At 33.2% G+C, this 17062-nt stretch carries 11 protein-coding genes; 5 read left to right on the forward strand and 6 right to left on the reverse strand.

Annotation, left to right across the window (positions count from 1 at the left end):
- Positions 1-79 precede the first annotated feature (79 nt).
- The 5 genes from GTR01_RS02275 to GTR01_RS02295 all read right to left on the reverse strand — a co-directional run bounded on the left by GTR01_RS02275 (position 80) and on the right by GTR01_RS02295 (position 10416).
- Positions 80-520 carry a hypothetical protein gene (locus tag GTR01_RS02275; protein WP_160136247.1) on the reverse strand — a complete coding sequence of 147 codons (441 nt, stop codon included), beginning with the start codon at positions 518-520 and terminating at the stop codon, positions 80-82.
- Between the two features lie 693 nt (positions 521-1213).
- Positions 1214-1588 carry a hypothetical protein gene (locus tag GTR01_RS02280; protein WP_160136248.1) on the reverse strand — a complete coding sequence of 125 codons (375 nt, stop codon included), beginning with the start codon at positions 1586-1588 and terminating at the stop codon, positions 1214-1216.
- 23 nt (positions 1589-1611) lie between these two features.
- Positions 1612-5154 (reverse strand): DUF6443 domain-containing protein, encoded by a 3543-nt coding sequence (locus tag GTR01_RS02285; RefSeq protein ID WP_160136249.1) that lies wholly within the window; start codon positions 5152-5154, stop codon positions 1612-1614.
- Between the two features lie 3 nt (positions 5155-5157).
- Positions 5158-8763, reverse strand: a complete 3606-nt coding sequence (locus GTR01_RS02290; RefSeq protein ID WP_160136250.1) for a DUF5977 domain-containing protein — start codon at positions 8761-8763, stop codon at positions 5158-5160.
- A gap of 9 nt (positions 8764-8772) precedes the next feature.
- Complete coding sequence (locus tag GTR01_RS02295; RefSeq protein ID WP_160136251.1) at positions 8773-10416, reverse strand: T9SS type A sorting domain-containing protein; 1644 nt, start codon at positions 10414-10416, stop codon at positions 8773-8775.
- Between the two features lie 690 nt (positions 10417-11106).
- Here GTR01_RS02295 and GTR01_RS02300 point away from each other — a divergent pair.
- From GTR01_RS02300 to GTR01_RS02320, 5 genes are all read left to right on the forward strand, one after another.
- Complete coding sequence (locus GTR01_RS02300) at positions 11107-12570, forward strand: tyrosine-type recombinase/integrase (protein WP_160136252.1); 1464 nt, start codon at positions 11107-11109, stop codon at positions 12568-12570.
- A 790-nt stretch (positions 12571-13360) separates the two neighbouring features.
- Positions 13361-13663, forward strand: coding sequence for a helix-turn-helix domain-containing protein (locus tag GTR01_RS02305; RefSeq protein ID WP_160136253.1), 303 nt, complete (start codon positions 13361-13363; stop codon positions 13661-13663).
- Positions 13664-13915: 252 nt separating this feature from the next.
- Entirely contained in the window at positions 13916-15313 is a 1398-nt protein-coding gene (locus tag GTR01_RS02310; RefSeq protein WP_160136254.1) for a hypothetical protein, read from the forward strand.
- 43 nt (positions 15314-15356) lie between these two features.
- On the forward strand, positions 15357-16040 hold the full coding sequence (locus tag GTR01_RS02315) for a hypothetical protein (RefSeq protein ID WP_160136255.1): 684 nt from the start codon (positions 15357-15359) through the stop codon (positions 16038-16040).
- A 62-nt stretch (positions 16041-16102) separates the two neighbouring features.
- The gene (locus tag GTR01_RS02320) at positions 16103-16360 is read left to right on the forward strand and encodes a hypothetical protein (RefSeq protein WP_160136256.1); all 258 of its coding nucleotides are present in this window, start codon (positions 16103-16105) and stop codon (positions 16358-16360) included.
- A 155-nt stretch (positions 16361-16515) separates the two neighbouring features.
- Here GTR01_RS02320 and GTR01_RS02325 read toward each other — a convergent pair whose 3' ends face one another.
- Complete coding sequence (locus GTR01_RS02325; protein WP_160136257.1) at positions 16516-17058, reverse strand: hypothetical protein; 543 nt, start codon at positions 17056-17058, stop codon at positions 16516-16518.
- Positions 17059-17062: the final 4 nt, after the last annotated feature.

The following is a 17062-nucleotide window of genomic DNA, read 5'->3' on the forward strand; positions in this document are numbered from 1 at the left end:
AGGTCTGCTATTTCTTGGTATTGGAGTTTGATGAGCTCTAAAGGGTAGGGTGGTTATTGATTATTCTACTACATCTGATTTAGAAACTTAATGTATTTTCTAATCTTTCGATTAATAGATTGTCCTGACTGCTTATCTCCCAAAAACCTCCGTCAAAATAAGCAATGGTCAGGTAAATATTTCTATACATTATATTTTCTTCCTCAATGGTGTACTTTTTAAACTGATCGGTTGTATGATCAATAAGTAATAATAGATCAAATATCTGACGAACTCCTGAAATTTTTCTTTTCAAATCATCAAGATTCACGATCAGTAGATCACTTTCTTTATTGACATGATCATAAAACTCCATGAATGATCCCTCAAAGTTTTCATTAGGCAAACCATCAAAAGATGGAATTGCAAAAAAATATTCTGTAATAGGAGTATTATGGTTAATTACTATATCCAATATTTTAAGTAATTCTGAGCTCTCATTACCAATGCTGTCTATTTTTAATAATTTATTTTGTACCATGTATGGAATGATTAGAGGTTGAGGATTGGATGTTTTACCTGGTTGATTGTTTTTTCTCGTTAGTGACTAAATTACATTAATAAATGATTAATGATCATTATAATTTATTACATCACAAAATTATATGTTCCATTCAAATTTATCGTAAAAAATAATTAAAAACTAAAAAACAAAACCTTCACTACTGTGAAGGTTTGTTGATATTAAGAGAATGATGTATTCACTAGTAAAAGTTTAATTGGCGTTCTTTTCAAGTGCATTTGGAAATACTAAAAAATGAACTGTTTTATTTTTATTCTTGACCAATAGGTGTTTTTTATGAGTATAATATTTTCTTTATTTCTGTTACATCAAAAAAACGCTCATTATATATATCTGATTTTAAAATATTTTCAAAATATTCAAGATTGCTATTATCCGATTGAATAAGTTCTTTTATAAAAGAGAGATAATGGCTTTTATGTGTAATTCTAAATAAAATCAGACTGGTCAATAATTGTTCATTTTGATCACAAACATCATGCTTGTTCTAACGAGTATTGAAGAGTATTTTAGCAAAACTTCAAAATATAGAGCATGATCATGTATTCTCTAATATGTCTCAATAAAAGTAAAAGCCACTGCAATTGCAGTGGCTTTTTGTTGATTTTATGTATTAATAATAAGCATTCTTATTTCATAATTTTAAATCATTTATCCTAAAGGGGAGTCAAATAAAAGACCTTTCATAACACCAATGGTAAGTATCACTAAAAAGAAGAGTAAAAAATAGGCGAAGAAATTCACAAGTCGCTTTTTATTATCCTGACTTTCCAATGAATTGGTATTATAATTATTTATAAAACTCCTCATTCCTAAAATAAATGCAACAATCATTGATGTAAATGTGATATAAAGGATGATAGGTTGCTTTAGTTCAAAAAAGAATAAGATGACTAAAACATCTATTAACCCAATAATCCAGCTTAATTTAAATATTTTAAGGGACTTTATATCTTTTCCCAGCAATAAAAATATTGCATTTGAAAATATAATGATAAGAAGGATTATTTGTAAGATTGTATTCATTTATAAGATTAGATATTTAAAAATTAATTAGAGAAAGGATTAGGGAAAGTAAGCTTTAGATCTCCACCCAAACCTAGGCCATCTGCTACCTTTCCTGAAACACCTACAGAAAAACTATTATTTTTAGGATTGTAAAGATAAGATGCTCCACCTTTTGCACCTACTGCACCAATAGGAATAGAACCTGTTAGGTTAATTCCCCATTGACCATTAGGAGAAGTAGCACTCCAGTTCCCTTCAATCTCAGCTATTGAAGCAATTGCACCAACATCAGCTGACCATCCATATTTATTAGTCTGCAAATTAGCCCCTGCAAAACCTGTTAGCCCCTTTGCGCCCAGAGAAAAAGCTAAAGTACTTGTTGTGAAACTCAATTTTGCCTCTCCGACAGTTCCTTCTAAATATCCTTGAATATTTGCGTTACTACCGATTAAGTTTGGCGCAGAAAGCCCACCTTTTACATTCAGTAGCTTTATATTAAGATTGGTATCTAAGCCCTCAAAGTTAAGGTTTTTCAAACCAGCATTATAATCAACTGCTGTGAAATCAAATGATGAAGCTGTAAATGAAGAAACGTTTCCATTCAGTTTAGAGAACCATTTACCATAATACATACCGAATGTATGCTCTTTACCTTCATTATAAATCATGGTTTCAGACCAATCTCCCGGCCCTCCTGGCCCTAAAGTAACACTTGAACCACGAGAACTTGTATATTGATTATTTGTAAATCCGTCAGAAAAAGCACTATATCCCATGGATATGTAATTATCTTTTGTCACTTTGTCATGCCATTCCCATTGAGTCCCTTTTAATCCCCAACCCTCAGGTGCTCTTCCATCTGGATCAATAAATCTGATAGGGTTGTTAAATGCATAGTTATATGGACTATAGCGAGTCATTTTTTCTGCAAGTGGATCTGTTACTCCCCATCTACCAAGATCCGGCATATACATCCTTGCTCCATAATCATACATTCCTGTTTCCTGAAGTTCCTTTCCGTTGTACTTATTATGATAAGGTATATCGAAATCTTTAAGATTATCAAAATCATTATATCCCTGATGTGATAACCCAAACGGATAATAATTATTTTCTTTTAAATAAAACCATCCACCACCATCAGCAGCAGCAAACGTAAGTCTAATATTCCCTAAATGATCTTTATAATCATAGATATATTGTGTTCGCTGCAGATCATAAGTTCCTTCTGTTGTTGGAATTAATTTTAAAATACCATTTTCATATTGGAAGCCGTCCAAATATTCTGTTGTTTTATTTCCATATACCTTTTTTAGTTTAGCTCCATCGGCTCTATAAAGATAAGAGGTGTTTCCTTGTGCCGCTAAAATTTGTTTAGGTAAATTCAAATAATTATACGTTATAGATGAAATCCCTTTATCTTTTTGACTCGTCATATTGCCATTGAGATCATAATCAATAGTATTCCCTCCATTAGGGTATCCGGAAGGGTTATTTCTATTATCAGTAACCTTTGTTAGCTTATTTGATAAGTTGGGGATCTCGTATTCATAAACAAGCTCATCAATATGCATTGCAGTTGAAGATCCGGGAGGCGGGGACTGGAATCTATTTAATGTTTTAATATTCCCATTAAGATCATAACTTACCTCTTCGTCATAAAAATGGTTTTGTACATTAGAAGTGAGATAAGGTGTTAAAAAAGTTCCTTTAGTAACTCGGTTTAAAGGATCATAAGTATAAGAATATCTTCTATGGATTTTATCACTTGATGTTTTCCAATCTACTTCAGCAATATTTCCATTGTACTTTGCAATCCCGTTTTGAGTATCTTGAGGGTTTTGATATTTTAATTGCATGGCAAAAAAATCATTCCCTAAATTTTCGGGGTCATTAATGTTTGTTAACCAGCCTCTGATATTATATTTGTAATCAATGGATTGTAAAGGCTCGTAATTGTCTGCATCATATCGCCCTATTTTTTTATTAGCAAGTTGTCCCAATTCGTTGTAGCTGAGACCTGCCAAGGGTTCTTCCTTATAATTATTGACTTTATGCTTATGTGAAACCAACCTATTCTGGTGGTCATAATCAAATACTTCTCTTATCTTAGTTTCTTGATCATTTGCTGTTCTTTTATGATAAACATAGGATTCTTTAATAATACCTGTAAAGTCTAATAATGCCTCATTTTTAGTAAATCCTCCTAAATAATTGATAGAGTGAGAACCAATTTTTCTTCCCTTGGAATCATACCACGTAAAAGTCTTCGTCCAGTTATCATCATCTATATTTTTTACATAGGATGCTACTGCCATAGATTTGGTATTTACCGTCGAATTCTGTGTATCCGTTATGGTATTTTGACCTAAAATAGTGGCAGGTATTGCAGGTGTTCCTGTTGGATAAGTATCATAATAATTCACACTAAGTACGGTCATGCTTCCTGTAGGAAATGCACTCTTAGTATAATAAACATCCAGCCCATTCTGAGAAAACGGAGTGGCACTTCTTGTTTCATTATTTCCGGGATTAGCGGTCATCTTATTGATGGCAGTTTGCATGGCAGTTCTGGTCGCTGTATTTGAAAAGAAGCCACTATATACAACTCTTCCGAACTTATCATATTTGGTAAACAGCCACCCTTTTTTCATGAAATTATTAGTGGTCGTTCCTAATATAGCATCTTGTGATAATATGACTCTGTCCTGTTTGTCATACACCATAAACTCCCAGCCTTTGCCAGGCAATTTCTTTTCAACAAGTCTGCCTTTATTATCATAACGATACTGATAACATAGATTATTGAGCAGAACCTCAGTGATTACTTGATGAACTGCATTTGGAGGTATAACAAATGCCAGCTGATCATATTCATTATATACATAATAAGTATCTACATGAACTGTAGCGCTCATGATCTTTCTTACCAATAAGGTTTGGCCTTTTGCATTCTTGAATTCTACGGTTTGGTTTCCATCTTCATCAGTTACCGTGTTTTTATACAAAGTACCAGGGGCGTAAGTCTCAGTAGTGGGTAAACTTACTTCACTTTTAGTAGCCTCATTTTCCCAAATAGTCTTTGCAGAATACTGATAGACTTCATTGGCACCATTGGTTTCATATTGGAATTTTATAGGTTTATTTGCCCAGTCTTTTCCCACCTGAATCTGTTGTTGAACTCTATCCAAAGGAGAATTTTCAAAAACTTTTTCGGCATAAATTTTTTCTGTTCCGTAGAGCGTACTGCTTACGTTATTTAACGGATCAGTAACAATAGCTCCGTTTAAAGAGTTAGCTTGGGGAATAGGAAGGAATTCTTTGGATTGTCTTCCAAACTGGTCGTATTCGATATGAGTAACAATATCATTTCCCAGTGGAGAGGCTTTTACATTGACAACTTGTTTAGATCTTCCCAGACCATCAAAGTATTCTACAACACGAACTTGCTTAGCGTTATCACTAGGTTGAGTTACAGGTTCCAAATAAGTACGTACCTGTGTGTAATTTTCTGTAGTAGATAATTGAGCCTCTATATGTATTGATATAAGAAGTAATCCTATAGTTATTATTGATTTTTTCATTGCTTATTCGCTTTTTTGAAATTGGAAGGTGAAATTCAGGTAGTTATATCTGCCAGGTGTTATCGTTCCCGATATTAATTTTGCAGATACGTTTCCGATGTTGTCAACTCTGATTTCCCATGTACGATTGGCTGGAGTCGTTCCAAAAGGCCCACCTGGGAGTTCGTCAAAAGTGAAGACTACTGCTGTTTTAGATCGTTTACAATCTCCTTCAATAACTCCTAATGAGCGATTGGTATTAAAAAATGTTGGATTTAACCCTTGGGTAGCAATATAAACTTGGAACTTCACATTTTTCCCATCATTGTAAATTACAGGAGTATTAGAAAGTACTAATGAATTATATGTGACAAAATTACATTGTGAAGCTATACATATAGCATTTTGATTGGCTAAATATTGTCCATTTGCATTAAGATCATTTAATGCTTGCTGCTCTGCGTCATCTTTTGAGGTAGAAGAGTAAGTTTCAGCAGGAACAGTATAAGTATAAGTGCCCCCTGCAAAACCTGGTCCACAATTCCTTCTTGTAAATGTTTGAGTCTGTTCTGAATTGTAAAATATGGTGGGGTAAGTATATGGAGAAGCATAACTATACTTAAAATCTTTAATGATTTCTCCTGATACATTAGTGATTTTATCCAGTCTATTTTTTGTATCGTATATATAATTCTCTCTTGTCCCTGAAGAAGACGTTTTACTTGTAAGACCTACTAAAGGATTATAAGTAGATGTCGTTATTGGGTAATCCTGTAAAGCTGGATTTTTCCTAAAGGTCTCCAATGCATTAATTAATGTCTGCTCTGAGTTGATGTCTTTATCGATATCAGATTTTTTTACGATATCTAAGTTTAAATAGGCTGTAGGGCTTGCAGAAAGACCGAATATTTGCATTAACTCTGCGTAGGTAATTCCCTGAATCTGAGCAATAGGTAAAGTCTGGTGATATCCCCATATTGTTGTAACAGGAATATCTTGTTTTGCTTTATTTTGTAATAGATTTCCTTTATCATCATAGAGTTGATAATACATTTGATCTTCCGTCTGTACATTTGAAATAGAAGAAAAATCAGCATTTAAAAGAGAGTTTCTTGTTGTTCCTACTTTCCAAGTATTTGAAGTATTGGCATCTTTGATATAAATTTTTTCAGATAAATTGCTTTTACCTGTTGTATTTTTTTCTATGGTCATTACAGGTGCTATGAAATTCTCATTGAGCATATTTTTGTAAGTAGCATATTTACCGCCGGCATAATCAAAATCATTGCAGTTCCCTGTAAGGCAGACATCATTTAACCTTAATGCATCTCCTGGATAATAAATATTTTTTGTGATTTCACTTCCATCTGTCAAAGTCTCTTTGGTTTCGATAGGAAAAGGATGCCAGTACAAATATTTATCATTATAATTTTTTTTAATATTTCTCGTAATGCTTTTATTTCCAAAATATTCCGTTGTTGCGATACTATCGAGCAAGTATGGGAGAACAGGAATATACATTCTTCTTCCTTCGGCAGACGGTAAGCCTTCTGTAAATACATAATAATTATTATCTGTGATTTTACAATTTGAACAATTGTCTGTTGGTTCACTTAGAGGCTCAACATTATTTAGAAAATTTTTGTATGTATATTCTGTCGTACTTTTAACAACACCATTAACATCCATCAATTCCACTTTCTTTGGTTTTCCTCTTTCGTATTCTTTCGATAAAAATCTTCCTCCTCCAAGATTCGTTATTCCATGAAAATTAGGATTCTTAAAATACAAAGATTTAGCTTGGTCTGGATTAGTTTTTCTGTTAGTAAAAGAATATTTTCTTATTCCTTTTTCATCAATTTCCTGAACTTCTGTATAATGTATTAAGTCAGAACTATACATATTCGGGGAAAGATTTTCTGAAGATGTGGTTATGGCCCCACTATAAGTGATCAAACCATTTGGGTTCATAAAAACAACAGGCGTGGGTTTTGAATAAACTCCCTGATCTAAAATTCCTGTTGACTTATTTGAGCTATCTACATACTTATAATTTTTAGTGTATGAATGGATTCCATCATTATTAACTTCTTTGTACAATCTTGCTCCATAATATTTGGCTTCAGCGGCATCTTCAACAACATTGCTCTCTTTATAAATCATGGAATACTTGTGAGATTCATAAAAGAATTCTTTGTATCCTCGTGTAGGAATTAATATTCTTTTTAATAAACCTGCTTTGAATATTTCTTTATCTGGGTTCTCAGGATCAGTATAGGTTATTTTACCATTCCAGAAGCCCATTGTATTCTTGTTTCCGGCATTATATGGTGGAAAAACATTTGTTTTATAATAGTCAAAAGAATATTCCTCATCTTTTTCATTCGAAACCTTTTTTAAAAAAGTTCTCTTGTAAGTTCCCCCTAGATTATCATAAGATAAAGAGACATTTTTTACGAGCAGATTATTCGTATCAAAGACTGTTATTTTCTTTAAATAAACCTTTGTAAGCTCTAAGGGATTTGTTGTTTCATCATACTCAAAATTCAATTTTCCAAAATCACTAATATTGATAGTTTCTAATATACATTGTTTAGAATATATAGTTTCCGTATTCTTTTCGCCTGAAACTATTTCACCAATAGTTCCGTCATATACGGAGCGTGATGATGTAGTAATAGCACTATTTTCTTGTCTACCGATAAATAAATTATTGCTTTTTAAAGTTTGTTTGTCTGGAAATGAGATTGTAAAACCACTACTAACATTTTTCCCTTCATTGATAAAATTATTTAAAATACTTTTGTTACTATTTTTGTATGTAGCATCTATTATTCTTCCGTTATATAGGATTATTTTTTTTAAATTCCATCCAACTATATAATTTGTTCTTATATTTCTTTTTGCAGAGGTATTATACACACCTGGAGTAGCGTATTCAGAATAATCAACATTTAACTGATGGTAGTTAATTTCTAATTCATTAGATGAGCCTCCAAAAATAAATGTGTTCCCCTTATCATCCTTTAAAGTGATTTCAGAAAATGTGATTTCTCCAAAAAGAGGTTGGCAGCCCAGATTATTGATATCTATAGTTAGATTAGCGTTTTCACAATAAACAATAGTTTTTCCATTGTGATCAATAACAAAATATCCTTTATATCCCAAAAAGTCAAAGTAATATTTGTCTGTCATCCATGTAAAATAATCATCAGAAGTGTTTATAGGATTTTCCATTAACATCTTCTTTGTAGAAGTAGAAGAACTAGGTCTAAAACAATCTTGCTCATTACCACTTACTTTGTTATAAAATAATGAATATTTTCGAGTTAAAGGTCTCCTTGTTTCTCTTGTAATTTTGCCAAATAAATTAACATTCCAATTAAGACCTACAATATCGGGTTCTATATGTGGTCTAAACCCATTAGACTCATAGCTAAGGTTACTTGCTAATGTTAGGTCATTTCCAAGACTGATTTGATAAAGAGGAACAGAAACATTCGCTAATCCTGAGTATAATTTATTATTGGTTTCTACATCTTTAATCAAGGCGTAACTACTGATACTCTTGTCTTGAGAATACAAAAAAGTATTCATGAGCAGGAGTAGGAGGTAAATATAATTTTTCATGGTACAGTTTTATTTCTTAATTAGCTTCGCATTTGCGGTTTTATTATTATCCGTTTTTATGGTCACCAAATAAGCACCCTGCACCAAAGCCTGGGTATTCATCTTGGTCACTCTGTTTTTCGTTTTAAAATTCTGAAGCTGTCTTCCGCCCATATCATACAACATAATATCAGCCTCCTTGAAGTCAAAGCCGATTTCTACATACGCATAATCGGATACCGGATTCGGGTAAATTTTGATATCGTATTTTTCAATCAGATCATTGACCTGCTTATCAGCCAGCTTTACAATCTTCCAGTTTTCTTTACCCAATTCCTTGGCGCTTGTTCCAGCTAAAACTATAGAACCGTCTCTGTTCAGTTTTAGATCCGAAAGTCTTTCTTCTTTTTGTCTGGATTCTCCACTCACATGCTTTCGCCATTGCTCGTTTCCGTTTCCATCCAGATAAAGCATCCAGAAAGTTTCGTCATTTTCTTGTATTCTTCCTTCTGCTTGGGTATAGCCACCCAACAAAATTCCTTTTGTTACATCTTGATTCTTGGCTCTCGGATCTTGGCTCTGTATCACACTCATTCCCATCAGGATATCACGGTTTTTGAAATTATAGGACTTTTGCCACTGTTCATCTCCTCTTTCATTAAGAGCAATGAGCCATAGGTCTGTTCCTTCTTCAATCCCTACGGTTTTGTTTCCTGATCTTTCGGAACGGGATTCACCACCGATGATGTAACCATTTGAAGTTAAAGCCAACGTTCTGATATGATCGTCTGCTTTACCGCCATAGTTCTTTTCCCATTCTACTTTTCCGTTTTTATCCAGTTTGACGATCCAATAGTCGCCTTCACCGAAGTTTTCTGTGGATTTTGCGATGCGAGATACGGGATTTGAGGTTTGAACGTTTGACACGGAACCCGCATCTCGCATCCCGGAACCTTTCTCAGATCCCGAAGCACGAACCTCGGAACTTCTTGAATAAATCCCTAGAAGAGCTCCGCCATCTTTCGTCGGAATTATTCTCTCTACTTCGTCTAAGCCTTTTCCGCCTAATACAAGCTGAGACAGTTCTTTTCCATCTTTGTCCAGTCTGATGATCCAGACATCTTTTGAACCATAGCCTTTGGAAGAGTTTTGTACATTTCCGGCAACGAAAAAGCCTAAATCTGTGCTCTGAATTACTGCTTTGGCTTCTTCATCGGAAGCGCTTCCTAATGTTTTCTGCCAAATTTCATCACCAAACTCATTGATTCGGATCAGCCAGATATCTGAACCGCCTTTGGAATCATCTTTCTTATCCAGTCCTTTTCCGGAATACGATGTTCCAGCCAGAAGAAACCCTCCGTCCTGAGTGCTGACAGTGGCTGACAAGTAATCATGATTATTTCCTGAAAAATATTTTTCCCAGGCTTCTCCTCCTTGTTGGTTTAATTTAACCAAATGGAAATCGTAACCGTTGTTTTGCTTACTGCCTGAAGTTTGCTGTTTGTCGCTCTGAATAGAGCTTCCTGTAATAAGATACTGCTGATCGATTGTTGTTGTCACCTGACTTAGAAAATCCTGAGTGGAGGATTTAATGTCTTTCTGCCAAACAACTTCCTGAGCAGACATACTTACCATTGTGCATAAAGTATATGCACCGAGATAGAGTTTTTTCATTCCCAAGTATTCTTTGAATTATTATTAGTTAATTTTTTTTGCAAACTTAACGTTTATTAACATTGTTTTTGCTTCATGTTAATGTGATTTAATGTGATTTTTATCACTGTTTGGTGGAGGTATTATTAACAAAAATATGTTTGCAGAACGTCAAATCATGACGTATTAAAATTTAATGTTGAAAGTGATCAATTGGAATGTAGATAGGCAATTTGAAACAAGGTGTGTAATGCTGAATTATAATGAGATTGGAAGAATGAATTAGGAGTAGTTTGTCCTATGAAACTTTTCCACTACTGTTTGGAATTATTATTTCCGAAATTTCTGTATTTATTTTTTTAAGTTTCCATTGGATCTGGATAAGAGAATTTATTGATGAACAATATTACCAATCAGACTATAATAATAGCTAAACGCGAGTAGGAGGGAGAGTATTAACTTATTGGGAAAGAAGGCCGGATTTTTGTCAAATTGTACAAAAAACAAAAACCACCCTTTAAAAAGAGTGGTTTGTAGACCCACAGGATATAACATGTTGTATTTATTTATACTTTATTGAATTTGCTTAGTCTTTTAAAATGCTTATTAATAAATGTTTATGTTTTATTGAATTCAAATATATTCAAATGTATTCAAAAATTAGGGTGACCAAAAAGATGACTAATTTTAGAATTTTAAGTATATTTGTATATGGCAAAAGTAAAAAGATATAACAACGAAACAGGGAGCGTTAATTTTAGATTGAAAGAACCGACAAAAGCAATCTCCCGAATTATGGGACGATATTCGTTCAAGGATTTGAAAGTGGACTTTTCAACAGGTCTGAAAGTTGCTTCTAGCAATTGGGATACAGATACTAAAACTGTTACTTCTGGCGGAGATAAAAGAGAAATCAACCAGAAGCTAGCTAAATTCAAAACTTCGATAGTGGATGCTCACAAAAATTTCAACGAGCATTACAACCGTATGCCAACAAAAGAAGAGTTAAAGACCGTTGTAGATAATGCAATATCAGGGAAAGAACTTACAACTGTACAGAAAAACAAAAAATCTTTTGATGATGTGTTCCAGGAGTTCATGAAGGTAACGGAACTTAAAATCCAACGTGCCATTGCTTCAGGTCAAAAACCCCTGCACAGAAGTTATGTATCATCTTTCAATGTAATGTATACGGATTTGAAGGATTTTGCTAATGAAAACAATATCTTTTTGGATATTGATAAATTTGATGAAGTGCAATGTTTGGAGTTCCAAAACTGGCTACTTGATACGGAAAGAGTCAAGTCATTAAACACGCTCAAAACCCGAATCAAAAGATTATCACAGGTACAGAAACGTGCATTTGAGAGAGGGTATACTGATAACAGAAGTTATATGCAGGATGAATATAAAGTAAAAGTTCCGCCAACGTTCCATACTGTATTAACTGAACCCGAAATCAAAATATTGTACGAACATGATTTTTCCGATGCTCCGAGATTAGAGAGAGTTCGTGATATGTTTGTGTTGGGCTGTCATACCTCACTTAGATTCGGGGATATTACACGTATTGAGGGAGGACATATTGACCATAACAGTAAAATGGTCAACATCCTGTTAAAAAAAGGTTCGGGAGTAGATAACTATAAGACAGTTCGTTTTTCTTTTTTTGGCTATGCAGGTGACATCCTGAGTAAATACAATGATGATATAAAAAGCATTGCCATATCCAACCAAAATACTAATGAGTATTTGAAAGAACTGTTCAAAGCTGTACCTTATTTCAATGAAAAGACAATAACCCGTGAACGCCCTACGAATGACGGAGTGGAGTTTGAAACGATAAACTTTGCAGACAAAATAGCATTTCACGATTCACGGAGGAGTTTCTGTACCAACCGATATATGGAAGGCTGGGACTTATTGGAAATATGGCAGTATACAGGACATACGGATGAATCTGTTTTCAAAACTTATTTCAAACCGACCTTTGAACATGAGCAGATCAGACAGGAAAGTATCAAAGCAAGAAACGAAAAGTTGCAAAAAGCAGATTTACAAACCAAAGAGATTGAAGAGCTGAAAGCCCAGATGCAGAAAATGCAGGAACTCATTGAGAGTGGAAACATAGAGCAGTTGGCAGAAATTATTAATATTAACAAAAATGTTTCATAATCCCCAAAACTTAAAATTTCGGCACGGTATTTGAATTTGTTTTTAAAGTTTCAATTCTGAAAAGTATGATATATCACATAATGGTGATTAATGTGTAAGTAAGATGTGAAACGAGCGAAAAAGTTCTTTAAGATTATTTCAAGTAGTTATATAAGTCTTCACTGGAGCGACCATACCAAGCATAATGCTAAATATTGGGGGAGCAGGATCTTTTTCAGGCGGATAATAATGTCTGAACTTTAAAAAGTGAAATAATTACGCCAAAGATTGTGTAAATACAATTTTTGAAGGTTGCGGGAATCCCTCCGAACTAAAATAAGAGGCGAAGATTTATATTTCAATGGAGAAATTATATTTAATCAACGAAATAATCATATTTTAAACGTAACCAAAAAGACCAATTACTTTAAAGAGTATCAGGGGAGTCACCTATTTAAAAACGATATTGGCAAAAATCGAAGAGTACCTAGAAATAGGGTCGTGGGATGCACACATTATAACGCAATGTTCGGAAAGTACAGGGAAGAATTATGCCTTTTCGGTAAGTCGGAAGCAGTCAACACAACTGCAAAAGGGGTCGCACCTTATAAAAAACGTGTTCTGCGAAATGTCGGGGAATAATTATGCCCGAGCAACAAAATTTTAACAATTATTAACAAATATACAGACTCAACCTTAGCGGTTGGGTCTTTTTTTATGTCTAAACATCAGGAAATCTCGAAAAGGGGTTTCCTTTTTTTGTGCCTGTATGCCAGGAAATTGAACAGATAACAATAAAAAAATATACATTATGAACAACAACAACAACAACAACGGTGACAACAGACCACTATTCCAACTTACAAAAGAAGAACTAATGCAGGATTTTGAACAGGTAGTTCGAAAAGTAGTCAATCAAATGCAGGTTGAGCAACAAACCTCAAAAGACGAGAAACAAGTCTATACACGAGTTGAAACAGCAGAGTTACTAAATGTGAGTGTAACAACACTTCATAACTGGAATAAGCAGGGTATTTTGAAGCCTTCTGCAAAGGTCGGTAAAAGAGTGTATTATTCTAAAGACGAGGTATTATCAAGGCTGAGAGGGGAATAGGTGTGCGCATAAGAAAGATCTTTTTATTATTATACCGTATAAAAACTTAACTTTTTTCTACTCCCGATAATTACAAGGCTGATGAAAGCAGGATCTTTTTACTACTACACTGCGCAACTCTGCGTACACATGCCGTAAAAGCCTCGTAAATACCCCAAAAACCAACTAAAACATTTCGTATAACAATCCCTGAAGACATTGCAAAAAAAAAGCTTTGTACAGCCCTTGTTATGCCTTTTTTATAACATTATTATGAGTGAATATTATATCTTAATACCCAAAAGTCTAAATCTGGAACAAAGATTATCTAAATTTCCACCTGATTTTGAACTGAGCCGAGATTATTGTCATTATTTTATCTCTGAATTGATTAAAGAATCATGTAACAAAGACACGGAAGAATATGGCAGCTTTGAATCAGTAATAAATCATTTTATTCCACGATGCGCAGGAATAAATCAATCTATTTACAGAAACTCTAAACAACATGTAGAATATCTTTATCAGGATTTCGGTGGTGAGGGGCGGATGCTTTGGAAGCGGAATTATAAACCAGGTGGTTGTTATGCTTATCACTTACCTGAATATTATTGGGGTGACGGTAAATTAGAAATGTATTGTATCACTGAAAAAACTTTCGCTCGTAAAATCATAAAAATTAATGCACCACAGATTGACAATACCGTGCGAAAACGTTTTGATTTCACTCGTGGGTATTTTGATGTTTCCCGCTTTGAATTAGACGCAGAATCAGCCTTAAATGAGCTTTATTTGGATTATTTGCAGACAGGGGACTATAACAAGTATCTTTTGAATGCTCAAAGAGTAGTAGATTTTAAAAATGGATGTTTTAATTTCTACAACAAGCCTGAAACGGACGGTAGACTACATACCGCTATAACATCATTTTCTAAAATATGCAGGAAGTATTTGAAATATGATGGTGAGAATCTGGCGGAAGTCGATTTGTCGTCCTCAATTCCATTCTTCCTGTCCTATATACTCTCTATTCCTACTATCTGCGGGGAGACTAAGGCGGGGATACTATGCACACAGCTATGCAGTCAGGATATACTCTATCATTATATGATAGTAGAATCTTTGGTAAAGCCTTCTGACAGGGAGATAGCGGATTTCAGAGAACTTGTGCTGAATAACCGACTTTATGAGTACTTTATGGACAGTTTTATGAACCTGCCAAACTTTGAATCAAGTTTTGAAATTATGTTTAACAGACAATTTGATGGTGATGAAGACGACCTAAGAAAATATAGTAAAAATAAATTCTTAGCCATGCTTTTTGCACATCCTAAAGATTATATTCAGGAACAAGCAGTATTTTACAATCATTTTCCTAAGATATATGAACTTACCAAAAAGTTCAAACGAGTGAAATTTGAAGGTGTTCCGACCTCAGAAAGACATAAAAGACTTTCATATTTATTGTTTCAATTAGAATCTCATTTTATGGTTCACACGATTGCTCGGGAAATAAACAATACTTATAAAAGAAAGATTCCGTTTTTTACATTGCATGATTGCTTAGTAGTAAAAGAATCTGATTTAGAACAAGTTTATGAATTGATGTATGAAATATTTATCCGTGAGATTGGTTATGCTCCTAATATGACCCAAAAGGTCTGGAGATAGGTTTTATTGTGATTAATATATTTACACTCTAAAAATAAATATTATGAGTGAAAAACATCACATTGAAAAAATTAGTGGTTACAATGACAAGATTTCTATTTACAATCTAGTCTACAAAAAATTCAAGTTTAAATGGTGGATTCGCATTATTATTCCGCCATTAATACCAACAGTAGCATCCTTTATGCTTTTATTCTGTCAAAAGGATTTATGGATTCTCTTAACCTTTCCTATTATGGTGTTCTTTAGTGTTGTCTCTGTCAATTATATGATAGGACGAGTTGAAGTAGTCATTAGAACCTATTACAGTTATGCTTTGAATGATAATAACAAGTATAATTATGATTCCTTTTTGGAAATACAAAAACAGGAACTACTTAATTTATTGGGAAATACTCTGACTAAAAAAGATAATTTGCTCTTTTTGATTGATAAACTTTCTGCACAACAAAACAAATATTCTTATGGGCTTTCGGTGCAAACAGTAGTAATAACAATTTCAATTATTACAGGTAGTTTTTTATCTAAGTTTTTAGATTACTCGTCCAATATGCAAGATTTTTACGATGGTTCAAGGATTCTAATTTCTGTTTTACTACTAATAGGATTTACAATAATTATTGTTGATATTTTCTTGGTAAAAGGTTTTGTGAAGCAATATATAAAGAATAAAAACAGATTGGTAAGAACATTAACTAATATTTACTTGGATAAATATATTGAGTGATTTTTAGCTAGTACTTGAAATGATTGACAGATTTTACGTATTTTGCAGAACAAGTTGAGATTATGAAAAAACTTTATATTTTCCCTATTTTTCTGTATTGTTTATCTTTTGGGCAAGAGAAAAAAGATTCTTTAAATTCGGATTCTAAACTTTTATATGAATTTAAGTTCCGTTGTTTTCAGTTGCCAGGCTCAAAATGTCCTCAATCATTTAATTCAAAGGATGATAAACCTAAAGAAACTAAAAAAAACAAGAAAAAAGAGATTCCTAAAAAAGAAGATGAGCCTTCTGCTTACTATATCTATTCAAAACAGGCGTAAATACTAAAAAAACTGGTTCTACTACTTTGGTTGTATAGTAAGACCAGTTTTTGAAAATGTCCCTTTATAAATTTAAGGAGTTTTTGTAACCGTATTTGTAATGACAAATATTAGTTATTTCACGCATTAAAGTTTAAAATATGCCCGAAATCAACTCATAAATTAATTTTCCAGCTTAATCCTCCACCAGTTTCCGAAGCATTATTATCTTCAATCCATTTTATGGCAGAATCTGAATAAAAAAACGTTTTTTCTTTTGAAAATCTTTTTAGAAATTCTTTTCTGAAATCCTTAATAAAGTCATCACACCAAAGAGTAAAATCATTTGATTTTTTTTCTAAAACATCTTCTTCGTTCCAGAAAGATTTTACATAGTAAAACCTACCTCTGTGTAAAATATTTCTATCATAGGGATAAAAGCCTCCCAAATCAAATTCCAATAGGTAACTCTCATCAATGCCAAAATATTTTATATGGTTATTTCCTGTAGTATTTATTTTTACTTTTTTAACAAATTCATTATTTGATAAAAATATTTGGAAAACATCATTCTTTGGAATCTCACTTTGTAATTCTATTTTATCATCACTTGAAATATTTTGATTTAAAAGTATTAAAGCTCCTTTTTTATGAATAAACTCATTTATTTTTTCATGCTCTTCAGGAGTTATATAAAAGTTTAATTGTTTTGAACTCATGTTA

The sequence above is a fragment of the Chryseobacterium sp. c4a genome (assembly GCF_009900745.1).
Taxonomy (GTDB): Bacteria; Bacteroidota; Bacteroidia; order Flavobacteriales; family Weeksellaceae; genus Chryseobacterium.

Bases quoted from the DNA above. Each gene is read 5' to 3' on its own strand.
- GTR01_RS02275 (WP_160136247.1), bottom strand. From the start codon at position 520: ATGGTACAAAATAAATTATTAAAAATAGACAGCATTGGTAATGAGAGC.
- GTR01_RS02300 (WP_160136252.1), top strand. From the start codon at position 11,107: ATGGCAAAAGTAAAAAGATATAACAACGAAACAGGGAGCGTTAATTTT.
- GTR01_RS02280 (WP_160136248.1), bottom strand. From the start codon at position 1,588: ATGAATACAATCTTACAAATAATCCTTCTTATCATTATATTTTCAAAT.
- GTR01_RS02315 (WP_160136255.1), top strand. From the start codon at position 15,357: ATGAGTGAAAAACATCACATTGAAAAAATTAGTGGTTACAATGACAAG.
- GTR01_RS02285 (WP_160136249.1), bottom strand. From the start codon at position 5,154: ATGAAAAAATCAATAATAACTATAGGATTACTTCTTATATCAATACAT.
- GTR01_RS02305 (WP_160136253.1), top strand. From the start codon at position 13,361: ATGAACAACAACAACAACAACAACGGTGACAACAGACCACTATTCCAA.
- GTR01_RS02325 (WP_160136257.1), bottom strand. From the start codon at position 17,058: ATGAGTTCAAAACAATTAAACTTTTATATAACTCCTGAAGAGCATGAA.
- GTR01_RS02290 (WP_160136250.1), bottom strand. From the start codon at position 8,763: ATGAAAAATTATATTTACCTCCTACTCCTGCTCATGAATACTTTTTTG.
- GTR01_RS02320 (WP_160136256.1), top strand. From the start codon at position 16,103: ATGAAAAAACTTTATATTTTCCCTATTTTTCTGTATTGTTTATCTTTT.
- GTR01_RS02295 (WP_160136251.1), bottom strand. From the start codon at position 10,416: ATGAAAAAACTCTATCTCGGTGCATATACTTTATGCACAATGGTAAGT.
- GTR01_RS02310 (WP_160136254.1), top strand. From the start codon at position 13,916: ATGAGTGAATATTATATCTTAATACCCAAAAGTCTAAATCTGGAACAA.